A 15,027-nucleotide genomic window follows, 5' to 3' on the forward strand; every position below is an offset into this window, starting at 1 on the left:
GGAAATCAAAGATGGTTTACAAGCATCATCCATTAGAAGAGACGACAAAAACAATGCTGAAAGAACGCGGGGTTAATATTGAGGACATCGCCGAACTTGTGTATTTTTTACAAGAAGATTATATTGATGGACTTAGCCTTGAAACATGTGTTGAACATGTTTCTGGAGTATTATCAAAACGAGAAGTACAGAATGCCGTTATTACAGGAATTGAAATAGACAAACTTGCTGAAGCAGGTCACTTATCTGAGCCGCTGCTTGAAATTGTTCAAAATGATGAAGGACTTTACGGAGTGGATGAAATCATTGCTCTTTCCATCGTGAATGTTTATGGAAGCATTGGGTTTACCAATTATGGATACGTTGATAAACAAAAACCAGGCATTTTAGAGAAGTTAAATGATAAATTAAGCGGGGAATGCCATACGTTTCTCGATGATATTGTCGGAGCCATTGCTGCTTCTGCTTCAAGCCGGCTCGCACACCGGCTTGACCACAGACAATGATAGGAATTATTTTTAAACGTTCCACTCCGACAAGGAAGAAATACTGTATGTAGCTGGAATAGATTTTAGTGCCGCTTCTTTTGAAGAAGTGACTCCCGTGTCCACGTGAATCGTATCCAGGCCGGCTTGAATGCCTGCCAGTATATCAGTATCATAATTATCACCAATCAATACTGTATGTTCAGGTGATACACCAAGCATGTTCACCGCTTGATCAATCATAATACGTTCAGGTTTGCCTATAAAAGTCGGCTCTACGCCCGTCGATACTGTAATAACAGAAGTGATTGCTCCGTTGCCTGGCATCAAACCTTTTTCTGTAGGTAACGCATTATCTGCATTGGTTGAAACAAAGCGTGCTCCATTTCTAACAGCTAAACACGCCTTTGCAAACTTATCATAGGTAACTTGACGATCGAGTCCAACAACTACAAACCCTGGTTCTTCTTCGTCCTCTTGAATACCTGCCAAACGTATTTGTTCTTTTAAGCCGTCTTCTCCGATAATATAAGCAGTCTGTTTCAAAGGGCTATCCATTATGTAAGAAGCTGCTGCCATACTTGTAGTTAATACATGCTTTTCTTCACACGGAATCCCCATATCCCTTAATCGAACAGCTACTTTTTCCGGGGAGGTTGTGGAATTATTGGTTACAAATAAATATGGAATCTGTTGGTCGTGGAGTTTTTGGACAAAAGCAACTGCTTCTGGTATTGGCTCTTTCCCTCTGTAAATCGTTCCATCTAAATCTAACAAATAACCGTTGTAATGTTTCATGCTTGTCATTCCTCCATCTCTTTCTCGTCTGGTAAAAATGCAGAAACAGGACCAAGTTCTTTTTCTAAATACGTTCGAATTCGATCTGGAAAATTTTTGACCGCTGCTTCTTGCTCAGAAATCTTATTTCGAAAAACATCGTGTTTTATTTTTGTATAATGCTGGACCAGGTCTTTACGCAATGTCAATACTTCTTTTAGTCCCTTCGTTTCTTCAGAAGGTATCACTTGTTCATCCTCCAAAATGTCAAGAATATCTTCATAGCTTCCTGGGTCCCGCATAATAAAGCCATCAATCATTTGATTGCCAACATCAATCATTCCTTCGACCCATCCCTGGGCAATTCGCTCTAACGCTAATTGCTCGACTGTCGATGCAGCTAGTTTGGCTTCTGGAAAAGCATTATATAAATGATCCATATATGTTAATATTTCTTCTATTTTTTTTCGGTCTACAAAATACATTACTGTTATCTCCTTTCAATTACCGATTATTGCCCAGTATACCATATGATTCTTTTCTCTCTTCAAGTCAATTATCCATTCACCTCAGAAATGTGATAGTATAAATACGGAATTATACATCATATTGTCAAGGATCTATTTTATCTGGAGGGATAAATCAGTGGATAGAGAACTAGCGTTAGAAATTGTACGAGTAACAGAGGCAGCTGGCATCGCCTCCGCTCAATGGCTGGGGCGGGGACAGAAAATAGAAGCAGATGATGCTGCTACAACAGCAATGCGGACGATGTTCGATTCCGTCAGCTGTAAAGGAAAAGTCGTTATAGGAGAAGGAGAAAAAGACGAAGCTCCTATGCTTTATATTGGTGAAGAAGTTGGCAGCGGCAACGGACCCGAAGTAGATATAGCCGTTGATCCGCTTGAAGGTACAAATATTGTTGCGAATGGACGAGCAAACGCGATGGCTGTCATAGCTGTTGCCGATCACGGAACTCTGCTTCATGCTCCAGATATGTACATGGAAAAACTGGCCGTCGGACCAAAAGCGGCAGGGTTAGTACGGCTAGATGATCCAATTGAAAAAACAATTGATATCGTTGCTAAAATGAACAACAAACGAGTAAGAGATCTTACGGTGATTATTCAGGATAGAGAGCGTCACATGGAACTTGTAGAACGAATTCGTGCAAAAGGCGCCAGAGTAAAATTATTCGGTGACGGAGATGTTGGCGCATCTATCGCTACTGCTCTTCCTCAGACAGGTATTGATTTATTTGTCGGTAAAGGCGGTGCTCCTGAGGGGGTAATTTCAGCAGCGGCATTAAAAGCACTTGGCGGAGATATGCAGGCACGTCTTGCACCCCATACCGAGGAAGAAGCGGCTCGCTGCAAAGAGATGGGGCTTGAAGATCCTTCTCAAATATTAGCATTGGATGATTTGGTAAAAGGAGACGATGCTATTTTCGCTGCTACAGGAGTCTCTTCTGGCGAACTTTTAGAAGGCGTTCGTTTTCTTGGCGGTGATTTAACAGAGACGGATTCGATTGTGATGCGTGCAAAAACAAGAACCGTTCGTTATATAAAAGCTCATCATCACCTTGATCATAAACCTCATCTTGTAATGGAAGAATAAGGAGGGCTAACCGTGGAGGAAGAGCGTTTTTATCTTTATGATGATATAGAAGACACGAAAACACGCTTTGTCAGCTTTATGGGAGAGGAAGAACGGTTTGACCTTGCAATAACAACCACAACCCGGCATTACGGAAAACATTTAGTGCTTGATATGCAATCAAATCGGTTTGCTATTATTGGAACCGATGATTTAGAAGAACCAGGATATTTAGAACAAATATTTCATTTAGCAGAAAACAACGCTGCGGAATTACGCGACTTTTTATATGAAGTCATTTAAACCCTTCCACGTGGTATGTTTACTTTAGGAAAGGGAAACATACGACCGAGGGGTGATACTATGGAAGACAACTATAAAAAGCATCGGCAGGCTCATGAATCCGCCGATTCTTATACCGATTTTGCAAACGTGGAAACGAGCAGACGGTATTTGACATCGGAAACTCTCCCAGAAGGGCCTTATGGGTCTCCGGTCAACCGGGAGCTTGGAAAAAATACACCTTGGAAGGAAGGTCAGCGCCATTACACTCCATTTAACTATGAATATAAGGCCTTCCACCAAAACATTCCTAGACAGTTTCCCGGAGCACACCCGGTGCATGATGATCCAAAAAAACAAGAAGAATATCTCGATACTTCCAAATAATATCGTCTCCCCGTTATAAAAACAAACAGGCATTTTCAGCAAATGCCAAAATTTACGGTGCTTCATATGAATTCTCCCTCTGCTGCAGGCAGAGGGAGTTTTTTAAAAGGCAGGAAAGTATAAAAGTTGAGCGTTTTTCACGTTTAGCTTCAGCACCCAGCCAAATTTTGAATCGCGAACATCGTGTTTCGAGCATACGTATAAGCCAGTTCAGCGTTGTCAGAGGACGTGCTTTGACAGGAGAAGACTTTTACGCTGCACTTTCGTTGCCAAAAAAGCCACGTCGGTGCGTCAACACGTGCGAAGTTCTACCCTTAGCCGAACATCCTCTGTCAGAATACTTGTGTTTTTCTTAGACAGAATGTCTTACTTTTTTTAGAACAAAATATGCACATCCAAAATTACAATACTCATAAATATAATCTTCCAGTGTGCCAATTTTTGTATCAAAGGATACTTTTTTTCTCGAATCTTCATAAAATCCTCGCAGTCTAAGCTGGTTGTGGCCCCAATCTCCTACTACGAAATCATATTTATTTAAGACATCGCTATAGCGTTCTTTAAATGTTTCTTCGTCCCAGCCATCTCGAACATCTGTGATCAGTTCAAAGTGCTGTCCCTGTACTGCAATCAAAAGCTGACACCTCACTTTTTCCAAACTCATTGTATCACAAACAGCCTAAACATTGATATGTTTTAGTATTTCCGCGATTTCCCACCATTTTTTCTATGGAAAAACGCCATACTAATCGTACAGCGGATTTTTTATGGAAGGGGGAAAAGATAGATGAAAAAATCATTTATATTTATAACCATGACGATTTTTGTGCTGCAAGGTTGTGCAGGAATTCCAAACGGTGATAATGAAGATCTCAGTGCAGAGTACGGCCCTGAACATCCACTTGATTATGTTTCTGATACAGATAATACAAATCCGGATTCTAATACAAAAGGTAATAATTTCGGCTATAGTAGAAATAAAGCAAATGAACCAAATCTTGATGATAAAATGACGATGCACGACGTTATTGACCGCCAGCGTATTGCAAATGGGATCAGTAACCTTCTTGTTCAGTCACCTGAAGTAGCAGAAGCTGGTGTATTAATCACAAATGAATATGCTCTAGTTGCTTTCCGGCCTAATAATGAAGAAGATGAAGACGCCGTCAAACACGTAAAAATGATGACTGAATCGATGGTACCTTATTATTATGTAACGGTTGTTACCGATAACCCTAACATGATTGAAGATATTGAAGCATTTAAAGGGATGGATGCACGTTCGGGAGATGGACATACTGCCTTAGAGAAAACAGTTGAGGATATGAGAGAAATGACAAAGCAGCCGAAAACGTCAAAACGCAGAGCAGATAATAATCATATGTAATATAGTTGATGGCATAAGCAAAAAAAGTCTGGACAACACCCAGTAAATGGAAGAAGACCCTCCCTATTGTGAGGGTTTTCTGCGTAAAAGGGTGGATTGTACAAAAATTCATTCGCTTGCCGCGGACAAGGCTTCAGCTAACCAACGGAAGATCTCCGTTGGTGAATCTTCAGCTCTTGGTTTTCTTGCAGGCGTCTCATGATTTTTGACAACCCGTGCGTTCAAAGATCATGAGGTCTCAATTTTTCCACAAAATAGAGAATATCAGAGAAAGATGAGTTCATTATTCACTCGGATCAAGGGCGGCATTACCAGTTGAAACAATATCGCGATGCTTAAAGGAACGTGGAATAACACAAACTATGTCACGTAAAGGGAACTGTTATCAGCGCCGTGATAGAGAATTGCTTTTGGAATCATGAAACCCGAATTTCTTTACTTGAATCCCTACTTTGAAAGCATTGATTACGTTAAATAGAAAAGCGCAAGCGCCTTGCTCACGAGCGACAAGTCCTGGAGGGTCGTCAAATAGAAAGCTGATCTTTGCTTTCCATTTGACGAACCGAAGGAAGCTCGAGCTAGTAGGCGCTGGAGCTAGACATGTAAAACGCCAACTATTTATAATTTTTACCTTTTTCAAAAACGTGAAGAATGCACGGATTACTATAACAACAAACGTATTAAGACAAAATAAAAAGGCAAGAGTCCGATATAATACCGAACTCTTGCCCAACAAGCTGCTTAATAAAATAACTCTGTCCAACTTTTGGGTTCACTTCATAATCGGAAGCGTTTTTTTACCGTTATTACTGCTTGATTAAGCTTGTTTGTACTTTTTAGCTTCTTCATGAACTTGGGCCTCATTCACTTGCTCATCCGCGTGATAAGAAGAACGAACAAGCGGTCCTGATTCACAATGACTAAATCCTTTTTCCATCGCAATATCTTTTAACTCAGCAAATTCATCCGGTGTATAGTACTTCTGGACTTTAAGATGTTTTTTTGTCGGTTGAAGGTATTGGCCAATTGTCATAATGTCTACGTTATGAGCTCTTAAGTCATCCATTGTTTCAATAATTTCTTCTTTTGTTTCTCCTAAGCCGATCATAAGACTTGACTTAGTAGGAATGTCCGGATGCAATTCTTTGGAACGCTGTAAAAAGGTGAGAGTTCTTTCGTATGTAGCTCTTGCTCTAACACGAGGTGTAAGCCTTTTTACTGTTTCAATGTTATGATTTAAAATATTTGGCCGAGCTTCCATTAACGTTTCAAGGTTAGCAGCTACCCCCATCATATCAGACGGAAGTACTTCAATTGTACAATAAGGGTTGCGGCGTCTTACAGCTCTGACGGTTTCAGCAAACACCGCAGATCCGCCGTCTTTTAAATCGTCTCGTGCAACCGCCGTAATAACCACATGTTTTAGACCCATCTGCTCTACAGATTCTGCTACACGCTCTGGTTCCTGCCAATCTAATTCATTAGGAAGACCTGTTTTCACCGCACAAAACCGGCATGCACGTGTACAAACATCACCCAAAATCATAAAAGTGGCCGTTTTTCGTTCCGCCCAGCACTCATGAATATTTGGGCACTTTGCTTCTTCACATACGGTGTGAAGGTTTTTCTCCCGCATCATCTTTTTTAAACCTTTGTATGATTCATTGGTGTTCAGCTTAATTTTCAACCATTCTGGTTTCCGAAGGTATTTTTCTGTTTTGGCCAACCCAATCACTCCAATTCATGAATATAAATATATAAGTATGCTTCTTTAACGTTTATTTTCCCATATTCTCTATTACTTTAACATGACAGCAGCACGCGCGCCAAATGTCTTGTTTATTTCCAATCATTGGCTTAATTAAATATTCGATGCATAGACAGACTAAAGGGTAGAAATAAACAACAAAGGATCGGGTTGAAATGAAAAAATCGTTATTTCTTTTTTATAGTTTAATCATTTGTTTTTCGTTTTTTCCTTTTACAGACAAAGGAAACGCAGCGGAAAAATCAGCAGAAGATATCTACAAAGATCGACTTGCTTTATATAAAGAAATGGAAGCTGTTACCCAGGTGCCCTGGTATTGGCTGGCTGGTGTAGATACGTATGAAAAAGGGTTGCGCCGAGCCAGAAATGACCGGGAGAAGGCCGATGGTGTCATCAATATTTATTTTTCTCCTAAAGAATGGGCCGGACCGTTAAACCCTAACTTAGAAGCGGAGACCCCTACTGAAATTGCTCTTTTTGATGGTATTGGATTAGATGGAAATGGCAACGGCAAAGCATCACTTCATGAAGATGCAGATGTATTGTTTACGTTTGCCAATTACCTTTCAGACTATGGGTACGATGATGACAATATTCAAATTGGTCTTTGGGAATATTACCAGCGTGATCAGGCTGTCAATATTATTACTGGTCATGCAAGAATATATAAAAAATATAACAGAATTGATTTAGATGATGAGCATGCTTTTCCTGTTCCGTTAAACTATAATTACAGCTACCGAAGTACTTGGGGAGATACACGCGGCTGGGGAGGACGCCGTATTCATGAAGGGACAGATATTTTTGCCGGCCACCGTACACCTGTGCGCGCAACCTCGTATGGCATTGTTGAATTGAAAGGCTGGAATAAATTCGGCGGCTGGAGGCTCGGTATCCGCGATTTATCAAACACGTATCATTATTACGCTCATTTAAGCGGGTTTGAAGATGGAATAAACAAAGGGGATATTGTATCACCAGGAGATGTCATCGGATATGTAGGAAGTTCAGGTTATGGAAAACCAGGTACACAAGGAAAATTTCCTCCTCATTTACATTATGGTATGTATAGAGATAATGGGTATAGCGAATGGTCCTTTGACCCTTATCCTTCCTTAAAATCATGGGAACAACGAGATAGAAGACGTCGATGAGTCATCCTTGCTAAAATTTTATGAAAACAGCCGGCTCAAATCAACAATTAGAGCCGGCTGCCTTGCTTTTAATTATTATTGTTTTTCGAAACTTTTCTGGCATGCATGATACTTGCTGCCATTCCTCCCCAAATAATGATCATTCCTAAGAGCATCATAAAAATGGCGCTTCCTGTCATAATCAGCTCGCCTCCTCTGTATCGTCTCGTTCCTCTTTATTTTTCCAGCGAATAAGCATGAAAATAATTCCCGCAATAAGAGCAAATCCAGCAACGGCCCAGCCGCTGTAGTTGATAAAGGCATTTGAATACCCTTCATAGTTTCCTGTATCCGTATCAAACTGACGCAATAAATTTTGTTTGAATAAATCAAACATCATATAACCAAGAACAAGCGGTGTAATAACTCCAAGACATACTTTCCACCAGCCGCCTATCCTTATGTCTGATATGCTGTTTGCATGATTTTGGAAATCACCAAGCTTACGCATAAACCATGCGATAGCAACAACTTCTATCAGACCGATAAGAGCAACCCCGAACTGATTAATAAAGTAGTCTGCTGCATCTAGGAAATATAAGCCGCCGTCTGTTGCGTAGATCAATGAAATAAGAGCTGCTAATCCCCCGCCTATACTAACAGCAGCAATTCTAGAAATCCCAAATTTTTCTGATATCCCTTTTACATACGTTTCTGAAATAGAAATAAGGGAAGACAATCCGGCTAATACTAGCGAAGCAAAGAATAAAAATCCAAATAATCCACTTAAAGCCGGAAATTCATTTATAATTTGCGGGAAAACAACGAAGGCAAGCCCAACCCCGCCTGCAACTACTTCCTCTACTCCAACACCAGCCTGTGAAGCCATAAACCCAAGCGCGGCGAACACTCCAATACCTGCAAGCAATTCAAAGCTGGAGTTACTAAACCCTGTAATAAAAGCATTATTTGTAATATCAGATTTTTTTGGCAAGTAACTAGAATACGTAATCATAATCGCAAAAGCGATAGACAAACTGAAGAAAATCTGGCCGTAAGCAGCAACCCATACACCACCAGACGTAATTGCCTCAAAATTTGGTTCGAAAAACGATGTGAGACCTTCTGCTGCTCCTGGCAGCGTAACCGCACGAATAACAATAATTAAGAAAATAACAACAAGTGTTGGGATAAAAATGCGGTTTGCCAATTCAATACCTTTTTTAACCCCTTTAAAAAGTACGCCTAACGTGATAGCCCACACAATAATCAATGGAATTAATACAGAAGGTACAATCGCTCCTATTTGTCCAGGAACGTCTGGCAGCTGTAAATACTCACCGAATAGAAAAGCTTCCGTATCCGTTCCCCATGACTGATTAAAAGAAAAAATACTGTACGATATTGCCCAGGCAATAATGACAGAATAGTAGGTGGAAATAACAAAGGAAACAAATACAGCCCACCATCCTATCCACTCTGCCTTTTTATTCATTCTCGAAAAGCTCAACGGTGCCGATCCGCGATATTTATGACCTATTGTAAATTCCAATATCAAAAGCGGTATCCCGGCTGTGAGCAGGGCGAATAAATATGGAATAAAAAACGCGCCGCCTCCGTTTTCATATGCTGTGGCAGGAAAACGCCAAATGTTTCCTAGACCAATCGCAGAACCAACAGCCGCCATGATAAAACCAGCGCGCGTGCCCCATTGTTCTCTCATACTCATGGGATTATCTCCTTTCGACTACAAAATTAAAAGTGAAAATTCAGAAAATAGATACCTAATAACAAATATGCTTTTCAAATAATAAAATCTACTTTTATTTATTCTAAAAATACATTTGTACGCACCTTCTTCGCCCCCTTCCCTGACCTGTTGTCTGATAATTAGTTATTTTATTATAATGATTACTGCCTATTTTGTCAAAATAAAACGTGTAGAGGTCATTCTGTAATAGGAATTTCTTCTGGTTCTTCTAGTTCTTCTTCTACTTCTGTCTCTTCATTACCTTCTTCCATAGCATCTTTTAATTCTTGTTCTTGAATAATTGCTGGTGATGGCATATCTCCATCTCCTGCATTATAGAATTGCGGTACTTCTCCAGATATAAATACCATACCAACCGGGATTGAAGTAGAAACCACAGCGGTATCCGTTGCAAATGGAATAACTACTCTTACGTCCACTTCAATGTCAACAGAAATACGCATATAAGTATTATTAATCCCGGATTCAAAAATCGATTCACTCATGGACGATTTCACATCGCCAATTGCGGAAAATTGGACAGGAACTCTAGGTCCAAGCTGTGCAAGCAATGCATTATTTGTCGCCTGCCCAAGAGGGATTACATGTATAATTCCTTGATCTGTGAAGTTTTCTGTTTCCAGTTCCTGTTCGATTTCCTCGGGCAGCCCTAAATCTTCAATCGTTCCTTCTTCGACCATTTTTAAATACTTTTGGGTTCGTAATGTGGCTTCAGATAATACGCGATTATACATTTCTGAATTAAAATTAACAGAAGTTACTTGGCCGTTGCTGTCTGTTTCAATCTCAATCATGTCTTCAATATCAATGGATTCTACAATTTTATTAGAGATTGCATCATTTATGGCCTGTGTTGCAATTTTTTGTGTTTCAGTGTGGGCGATAGCCATTAACGTAGGCCGTATTCCTTTTTCCACCAGCCAAAGCCCTTGAACGGTAAATAACGTAAATAAAAGCAGCGAAATGATAAACACATAGCGAAAGGGGAGCGGCCCTTTTGGACGGCTTTTGATTTTGAAGAATCTTCGGTGTTTTTTCATACGAAACCCGTCCTCCTTTGCTTGTTTATATATATGCAAAAAAGAACGGGTTAAGCCCATATATTAATGTTTTCTTTCTAGTGTAATAAACGTATGAGGATAAAGATTCTTTTCATCCGTTTTACCTTGTTTCTTTTCTGTCGTTACCCAATCCTCTGTCTGCCATTCAGGAAAATACGTATCACCTGGAAAAGTATCATGAATGATGGTTAAATACATGCGATCAGCAGCAGGCAGAAATTGTTCAAACAACGTTTCCCCGCCAATAACAAAAATTTCTTGTTTGGTAGCTGCAATCCGTTTAGCTTCATCTAACGAATGAACGACTTCACAACCTTCTGCAGCAAAATCTTTCGTGTTCGTTACGATAATATTTTGACGTCTTGGAAGCGGTCTGCCTATGGCTTCATATGTTTTTCTTCCCATAATAATAGGGCTGCCGCTCGTTACCTCTTTAAAATGTTTTAAATCAGCAGGCAAATGCCAGGGCATTTTATTTTCATGGCCAATCACCCGGTTTTCATCCATAGCTGCAATAAAAGAAATCATACCGACACTTCTCCTTTAATATGAGGATGAGGATCATAATCTTGAAGCTCAAAATCGTCAATCGTGAAATCAAATATAGACTGAACCTCCGGATTCAGTTTCATTTCTGGAAGTTTTCTAGGCGTTCTCTTTAATTGTTTTTGTACTTGTTCGATATGATTTAAATAAATATGAGCATCCCCAAATGTATGGACAAATTCATGCGCTTTCAGCCCGCATACTTGTGCAACCATTTTCGTTAAAAGCGCATATGACGCAATATTAAACGGCACACCAAGAAATACATCAGCGCTGCGCTGGTACAGCTGACAAGAAAGTTTTCCATCTTTCACGTAAAATTGAAAAAGACAATGACAAGGAGCAAGTGACATATCTTCTATCTCAGCTGCATTCCATGCGCTGACAATGAGACGTCTGGAATCCGGGTTGGTCTTTATTTCATGAATAACATCACTAATCTGATCGACTGTCTTGCCTGATGCTCCTTCCCAAGAGCGCCACTGCTTTCCGTATATGGGTCCTAAATCGCCGTCTTTATCAGCCCACTCGTTCCATATTCTTACATTATTTTCCTGAAGGTATTGTACGTTTGTGTCCCCTTTCAAGAACCACAGCAGTTCGTGAATAATGGAGCGCAAATGCAATTTTTTTGTTGTGAGGACCGGAAACCCTTCCTCTAAATTAAAGCGCATTTGCCAGCCAAACGTGCTGATTGTTCCTGTGCCTGTCCGATCACTTTTCTCTGTACCGTTATTCAATATATGTCTACATAAATGTAAGTATTGTTCCATTTCTTAAGCCGCCTTTCCCGAATAAATCACAACTTCTATTATATCAGACAACGGTAGAGAAACACTATTCCTCTATTTCTTACTGCCAAAACCAAATAACGGAAGTCGCAGTAAAGTTTTAGAAAGACTTGACGCCAACTCCTTAATAGCGCAAGCGGCCTTGCTCACGAGCGACAAGTCCTGGAGGGGCGGCATATGGAAAGCTGCTCTTTGCTTTCCATTGACGAACCGAAGGAATCTCGAGCGAGTAGGCGCTTGCGCTAGACATGTAAAACGCCAAACATTTATAATTTCTTACCTTTTAAAAAATAAACAGCGTGTGGTTTCTCTTAAACCAACAGCTGCTTATTCAAAACACATTTCATTTTACATAAAATATAAAGCTTCTTTTCCAGTCATGCCTGCTTTTACGCCTAATGCTTCTGCAGCTTTTGTAACAGATTCCATCGGAGCTTCAAGCAATTCAGCAATGGTACGCACCCCTAAAGCTCTTCCAGCAGCAATTTTTCTTTTTGGCCACTTGCTGTTTAAGACGTCAATATCTAAAGCACCGCACATAATATACCCTTTTTCACCAGATACAATTAAAAGGGTCGTATCAGGCAGCTCGACAATCATAGAAGTATAAAACTGATCATGAAGTATTACCGGTTCCATTTTCATCATTTCCGGTTCCCTCTCTTTCTGTCAGCTTATTACTACTTTATGAAAAAAGAGAGGAAATGGAAGCTTGTTTTACAGTCAAGCATAACGATTTTTTAATATGTCTGCTAAAACGTCTCTCATCATTTCAGGCATAAAATATTTTTTCTTGCTGCTTTGCGCAAGTCCTGGATAAAGTGGACCAAATGTAAACATATCTACTGTCGCTAATTTATAAATTTTAGACGCTTCTAATAACTCACCCTGAATCAAAATATTTTTAATATACGGGTTCGTTTTTGATTCATCAAGTTCTACGGTTATACCAGCAAAAGCCATTCTTCCCAGCTTTTCTCCTCTAAATCCTAATCCTTTTAAAGGAAGGTGAATCATTTTTTCCGTAAAAGCTGCAGCGATCGTTTCCTTTAATACGGAGCCCTTCACATGAACCAGACAAGGATTAATGGGGTGAGGACAAAGCCGGTGTAAATCCTTGCGAGTGACATTGCCAGTTTCTAAAGATCCTAACAATAGACCAGAGTTCAACATAGAAATCTCAGCCCCGCACCATTCTTTCAGCCCTTCAGCGAGCAAATCAGCAAAGGGGGATGGCAGTGTCCAGGAGATCGACAGGGGTTCTGGTATAGCTGCAATAGGTTCTTCTAAAACTTTGTCAGCCTTTTCTTCAAGGCGTCCTAACAAGCCCAGGGTTTCTTGTGCTGGCTCCTCTTTACTGACATCCTCTGCAGCTCCCTCTTTTTTTACCACTTTCCTCGTATTTTTATCAATTAAAAGTTGAACCTGGCCGACATAATAACTGTTTTTCCCGCATTGAGCTACAAGTGTATCATTTATTAAAATAGACGATTTTAGCAAGTGATGCGTATGCGCACCTAAAATGACATCGATTTCTTTAAATTGGTTTGCTATTTCTTCATCTTTCGGATAACCCAAATGCGATAAAAATACGATAATGTCAGCGTGTGGTTTTACTTCTGCAAGTAAAGCAGGCAGGATCTCCAGTGGATCTTTTATTTCCCACCCGAGCTCTTTATATAATGGGTAGAAAGGTATTGTCATACCGATCAGCCCAATTCGAATGCCTTCTTTGGTTTCTATGATGTCAAATGGCTCTGCCCATTCGGGACGGCGGTTTTCTTTATCATAAAATAAATTTGCAAGCAAAACCTTAAAGTGAGCATGTTCATACAATGAATCTAACTCATCTTTGGAAAGAGTAATTCCCTCATTATTTCCAATTGTTACATGGTGGATTCCAGCTTCATTCAACAGTTCTACGTTTCCTTTTCCACGTGTTGCTTCTGTTATAGGATGAACGCGATCAGCATGATCTCCAATATCTAAAAACAGTGCTGTTTCATCTTTCTTTTTATGAAATTGCCTCCGTGTATTTATGTAAGAAACAGCGGACGGCCACTGCTGCAAGTTGCTGTGAAGATCATTCGTGTGGTAAATATAAATAGGTATCAATGAAGACAATGATTGCACCGCCTTTTAAAATTCTATCATCTGTTCGTCTTACAACCCGGTAAAACCTTGCCACATTAATCTTAAACCAATCACAATTAAAAAAATTCTTAGAATCGTTACAAGGGTATCGCTTTTTAATTTACGGTTAATTTCAGCACCAATTTTCGCACCAATCCATGCACCTGGTATAAGAGCTAATGCATACAGCCATTCCACGTTCCCAAGCGCAATATGAGATATTGAACTGACCAATGCAGATAATAACACCATAAACATGGAAGTAGCTACGGCTAAATGAGGAGGAAAACCAAATAACAAAATCATAACCGGCACCATTAATGATCCTCCTCCGATGCCGAACAATCCAGAAAACATGCCAACACAAAAAGATATAACAATTGCTATAAAAGGTGTGAATCCGTATTCAATTTCCAAACCGGCTTCGGTCTGATATGTTCTCCTAACACCTTTTCCTTTTATGGATAATGGTTTTAATTTATTTCTAATAAGCAGAATAAAAGAAACCAAAACAACAAACATACCAAAAAAAATAAGAAAAGGAGCTACTTCTAAATCTTTATTTAACCATACGCCAAATAGCGCTCCTGGACCACTCCCAATAAAAAAAATACCTCCAGCCATATAGTCGACTGTTTTTTGTTTCATGTAAGCAAGCGTAGAAGATAATCCAGTGAAAATCATAATTAAAAGGGAGGTGCCGACTGCCGTCTGCGGTGTAACGTCTGCGAAAAAAGGACTTAGCACACTAAATATCATTAACGCGGGTACAACAATAATTCCTCCGCCTAACCCCATTAAACTCCCAAGCATACCAGCAGCAAGACCGGTTAAAAACAACACTGCCCAAACCATACTAACCCTCTTTCCCAATGTTTACAACGTCCAGTTAAAAACTTATTGACAGTTT

Annotated in this window: 19 protein-coding genes and 1 pseudogene; 7 read left to right on the top strand and 13 right to left on the bottom strand. The window is 39.9% G+C overall.

The window, feature by feature from the left end; all coding sequences use genetic code 11:
- The first annotated feature begins 11 nt into the window (after window positions 1–11).
- Window positions 12–506 carry a phosphatidylglycerophosphatase A family protein gene (locus tag FZF09_RS17115; protein WP_158737812.1) on the top strand — a complete coding sequence of 165 codons (495 nt, stop codon included), beginning with the start codon at window positions 12–14 and terminating at the stop codon, window positions 504–506.
- 12 nt (window positions 507–518) lie between these two features.
- Here FZF09_RS17115 and FZF09_RS17120 read toward each other — a convergent pair whose 3' ends face one another.
- Both FZF09_RS17120 and FZF09_RS17125 read right to left on the bottom strand, forming a co-directional pair.
- Window positions 519–1,283 carry a TIGR01457 family HAD-type hydrolase gene (locus tag FZF09_RS17120; RefSeq protein WP_158737813.1) on the bottom strand — a complete coding sequence of 255 codons (765 nt, stop codon included), beginning with the start codon at window positions 1,281–1,283 and terminating at the stop codon, window positions 519–521.
- Between the two features lie 5 nt (window positions 1,284–1,288).
- Window positions 1,289–1,747 carry a DUF86 domain-containing protein gene (locus tag FZF09_RS17125; protein ID WP_158737814.1) on the bottom strand — a complete coding sequence of 153 codons (459 nt, stop codon included), beginning with the start codon at window positions 1,745–1,747 and terminating at the stop codon, window positions 1,289–1,291.
- Between the two features lie 160 nt (window positions 1,748–1,907).
- Between FZF09_RS17125 and glpX the strand changes: the two genes are divergently transcribed.
- Genes glpX through FZF09_RS17140 form a run of 3 tightly spaced genes read left to right on the top strand, consistent with a single transcriptional unit; the run spans window position 1,908 to window position 3,527 of the window.
- Window positions 1,908–2,879 carry a class II fructose-bisphosphatase gene (gene glpX / locus FZF09_RS17130; protein ID WP_158737815.1) on the top strand — a complete coding sequence of 324 codons (972 nt, stop codon included), beginning with the start codon at window positions 1,908–1,910 and terminating at the stop codon, window positions 2,877–2,879.
- A gap of 12 nt (window positions 2,880–2,891) precedes the next feature.
- Window positions 2,892–3,161: a DUF3055 domain-containing protein gene (locus FZF09_RS17135; RefSeq protein ID WP_233269536.1), complete on the top strand. Its 270-nt coding sequence runs from the start codon at window positions 2,892–2,894 to the stop codon at window positions 3,159–3,161.
- Window positions 3,162–3,221: 60 nt separating this feature from the next.
- Window positions 3,222–3,527, top strand: a complete 306-nt coding sequence (locus tag FZF09_RS17140; RefSeq protein ID WP_158737816.1) for a cytosolic protein — start codon at window positions 3,222–3,224, stop codon at window positions 3,525–3,527.
- Between the two features lie 352 nt (window positions 3,528–3,879).
- On the opposite strand, the gene FZF09_RS17145 is transcribed toward FZF09_RS17140, so the two are convergent.
- Window positions 3,880–4,161, bottom strand: coding sequence for a YutD family protein (locus FZF09_RS17145; protein WP_158737817.1), 282 nt, complete (start codon window positions 4,159–4,161; stop codon window positions 3,880–3,882).
- Window positions 4,162–4,314: 153 nt separating this feature from the next.
- On the opposite strand from FZF09_RS17145, the gene FZF09_RS17150 reads away from it, so the two are divergent.
- Together FZF09_RS17150 and FZF09_RS22845 are read left to right on the top strand one after the other, a co-directional pair.
- Window positions 4,315–4,914, top strand: a complete 600-nt coding sequence (locus tag FZF09_RS17150; RefSeq protein ID WP_158737818.1) for a YhcN/YlaJ family sporulation lipoprotein — start codon at window positions 4,315–4,317, stop codon at window positions 4,912–4,914.
- A gap of 279 nt (window positions 4,915–5,193) precedes the next feature.
- Window positions 5,194–5,389 (top strand): annotated as a pseudogene (locus tag FZF09_RS22845) (IS3 family transposase); the annotation flags it as partial.
- 342 nt (window positions 5,390–5,731) lie between these two features.
- On the opposite strand, the gene lipA reads toward FZF09_RS22845, so the two are convergent.
- On the bottom strand, window positions 5,732–6,640 hold the full coding sequence (lipA, locus tag FZF09_RS17160; RefSeq protein WP_158737820.1) for a lipoyl synthase: 909 nt from the start codon (window positions 6,638–6,640) through the stop codon (window positions 5,732–5,734).
- Between the two features lie 197 nt (window positions 6,641–6,837).
- Here lipA and FZF09_RS17165 point away from each other — a divergent pair, with 197 nt between their 5' ends.
- Window positions 6,838–7,836: a M23 family metallopeptidase gene (locus FZF09_RS17165; RefSeq protein ID WP_158737821.1), complete on the top strand. Its 999-nt coding sequence runs from the start codon at window positions 6,838–6,840 to the stop codon at window positions 7,834–7,836.
- Between the two features lie 68 nt (window positions 7,837–7,904).
- Here FZF09_RS17165 and FZF09_RS17170 read toward each other — a convergent pair whose 3' ends face one another.
- The 9 genes from FZF09_RS17170 to FZF09_RS17205 form a co-directional block, all read right to left on the bottom strand.
- Window positions 7,905–8,015, bottom strand: a complete 111-nt coding sequence (locus FZF09_RS17170; protein ID WP_091581361.1) for a methionine/alanine import family NSS transporter small subunit — start codon at window positions 8,013–8,015, stop codon at window positions 7,905–7,907.
- 2 nt (window positions 8,016–8,017) lie between these two features.
- Window positions 8,018–9,544, bottom strand: coding sequence for a sodium-dependent transporter (locus tag FZF09_RS17175; RefSeq protein ID WP_158737822.1), 1,527 nt, complete (start codon window positions 9,542–9,544; stop codon window positions 8,018–8,020).
- A 218-nt stretch (window positions 9,545–9,762) separates the two neighbouring features.
- Window positions 9,763–10,626: a sporulation protein YunB gene (gene yunB / locus FZF09_RS17180; RefSeq protein ID WP_158737823.1), complete on the bottom strand. Its 864-nt coding sequence runs from the start codon at window positions 10,624–10,626 to the stop codon at window positions 9,763–9,765.
- Window positions 10,627–10,689: 63 nt separating this feature from the next.
- Window positions 10,690–11,175, bottom strand: coding sequence for a dihydrofolate reductase (locus FZF09_RS17185; protein WP_158737824.1), 486 nt, complete (start codon window positions 11,173–11,175; stop codon window positions 10,690–10,692).
- Window positions 11,172–11,966 carry a thymidylate synthase gene (locus tag FZF09_RS17190; protein ID WP_158737825.1) on the bottom strand — a complete coding sequence of 265 codons (795 nt, stop codon included), beginning with the start codon at window positions 11,964–11,966 and terminating at the stop codon, window positions 11,172–11,174. Before FZF09_RS17190 ends, FZF09_RS17185 begins: the two co-directional genes overlap by 4 nt.
- Window positions 11,967–12,108: 142 nt before the next feature.
- The gene (locus tag FZF09_RS23135; protein WP_255450604.1) at window positions 12,109–12,234 is read right to left on the bottom strand and encodes a hypothetical protein; all 126 of its coding nucleotides are present in this window, start codon (window positions 12,232–12,234) and stop codon (window positions 12,109–12,111) included.
- A 98-nt stretch (window positions 12,235–12,332) separates the two neighbouring features.
- Window positions 12,333–12,632, bottom strand: a complete 300-nt coding sequence (locus tag FZF09_RS17195) for a YunC family protein (protein ID WP_158737826.1) — start codon at window positions 12,630–12,632, stop codon at window positions 12,333–12,335.
- Between the two features lie 75 nt (window positions 12,633–12,707).
- Window positions 12,708–14,108 (bottom strand): bifunctional metallophosphatase/5'-nucleotidase, encoded by a 1,401-nt coding sequence (locus tag FZF09_RS17200; RefSeq protein WP_158737827.1) that lies wholly within the window; start codon window positions 14,106–14,108, stop codon window positions 12,708–12,710.
- 39 nt (window positions 14,109–14,147) lie between these two features.
- Window positions 14,148–14,972 carry a sulfite exporter TauE/SafE family protein gene (locus tag FZF09_RS17205; protein ID WP_158737828.1) on the bottom strand — a complete coding sequence of 275 codons (825 nt, stop codon included), beginning with the start codon at window positions 14,970–14,972 and terminating at the stop codon, window positions 14,148–14,150.
- Window positions 14,973–15,027 lie beyond the last annotated feature (55 nt).

Source organism: Alteribacillus sp. YIM 98480, from assembly GCF_009765375.1.
In the GTDB taxonomy this organism is placed as follows: Bacteria; Bacillota; Bacilli; order Bacillales; family Marinococcaceae; genus Alteribacillus.

Coding starts and splice junctions, on each gene's coding strand:
- FZF09_RS17115 (WP_158737812.1), top strand. CDS start 12: ATGGTTTACAAGCATCATCCATTAGAAGAGACGACAAAAACAATGCTG.
- FZF09_RS17120 (WP_158737813.1), bottom strand. CDS start 1,283: ATGAAACATTACAACGGTTATTTGTTAGATTTAGATGGAACGATTTAC.
- FZF09_RS17125 (WP_158737814.1), bottom strand. CDS start 1,747: ATGTATTTTGTAGACCGAAAAAAAATAGAAGAAATATTAACATATATG.
- FZF09_RS17140 (WP_158737816.1), top strand. CDS start 3,222: ATGGAAGACAACTATAAAAAGCATCGGCAGGCTCATGAATCCGCCGAT.
- FZF09_RS17150 (WP_158737818.1), top strand. CDS start 4,315: ATGAAAAAATCATTTATATTTATAACCATGACGATTTTTGTGCTGCAA.
- FZF09_RS17165 (WP_158737821.1), top strand. CDS start 6,838: ATGAAAAAATCGTTATTTCTTTTTTATAGTTTAATCATTTGTTTTTCG.
- FZF09_RS17170 (WP_091581361.1), bottom strand. CDS start 8,015: ATGACAGGAAGCGCCATTTTTATGATGCTCTTAGGAATGATCATTATT.
- FZF09_RS17175 (WP_158737822.1), bottom strand. CDS start 9,544: ATGAGTATGAGAGAACAATGGGGCACGCGCGCTGGTTTTATCATGGCG.
- yunB (WP_158737823.1), bottom strand. CDS start 10,626: ATGAAAAAACACCGAAGATTCTTCAAAATCAAAAGCCGTCCAAAAGGG.
- FZF09_RS17185 (WP_158737824.1), bottom strand. CDS start 11,175: ATGATTTCTTTTATTGCAGCTATGGATGAAAACCGGGTGATTGGCCAT.
- FZF09_RS17190 (WP_158737825.1), bottom strand. CDS start 11,966: ATGGAACAATACTTACATTTATGTAGACATATATTGAATAACGGTACA.
- FZF09_RS23135 (WP_255450604.1), bottom strand. CDS start 12,234: ATGTCTAGCGCAAGCGCCTACTCGCTCGAGATTCCTTCGGTTCGTCAA.
- FZF09_RS17195 (WP_158737826.1), bottom strand. CDS start 12,632: ATGATGAAAATGGAACCGGTAATACTTCATGATCAGTTTTATACTTCT.
- FZF09_RS17205 (WP_158737828.1), bottom strand. CDS start 14,972: ATGGTTTGGGCAGTGTTGTTTTTAACCGGTCTTGCTGCTGGTATGCTT.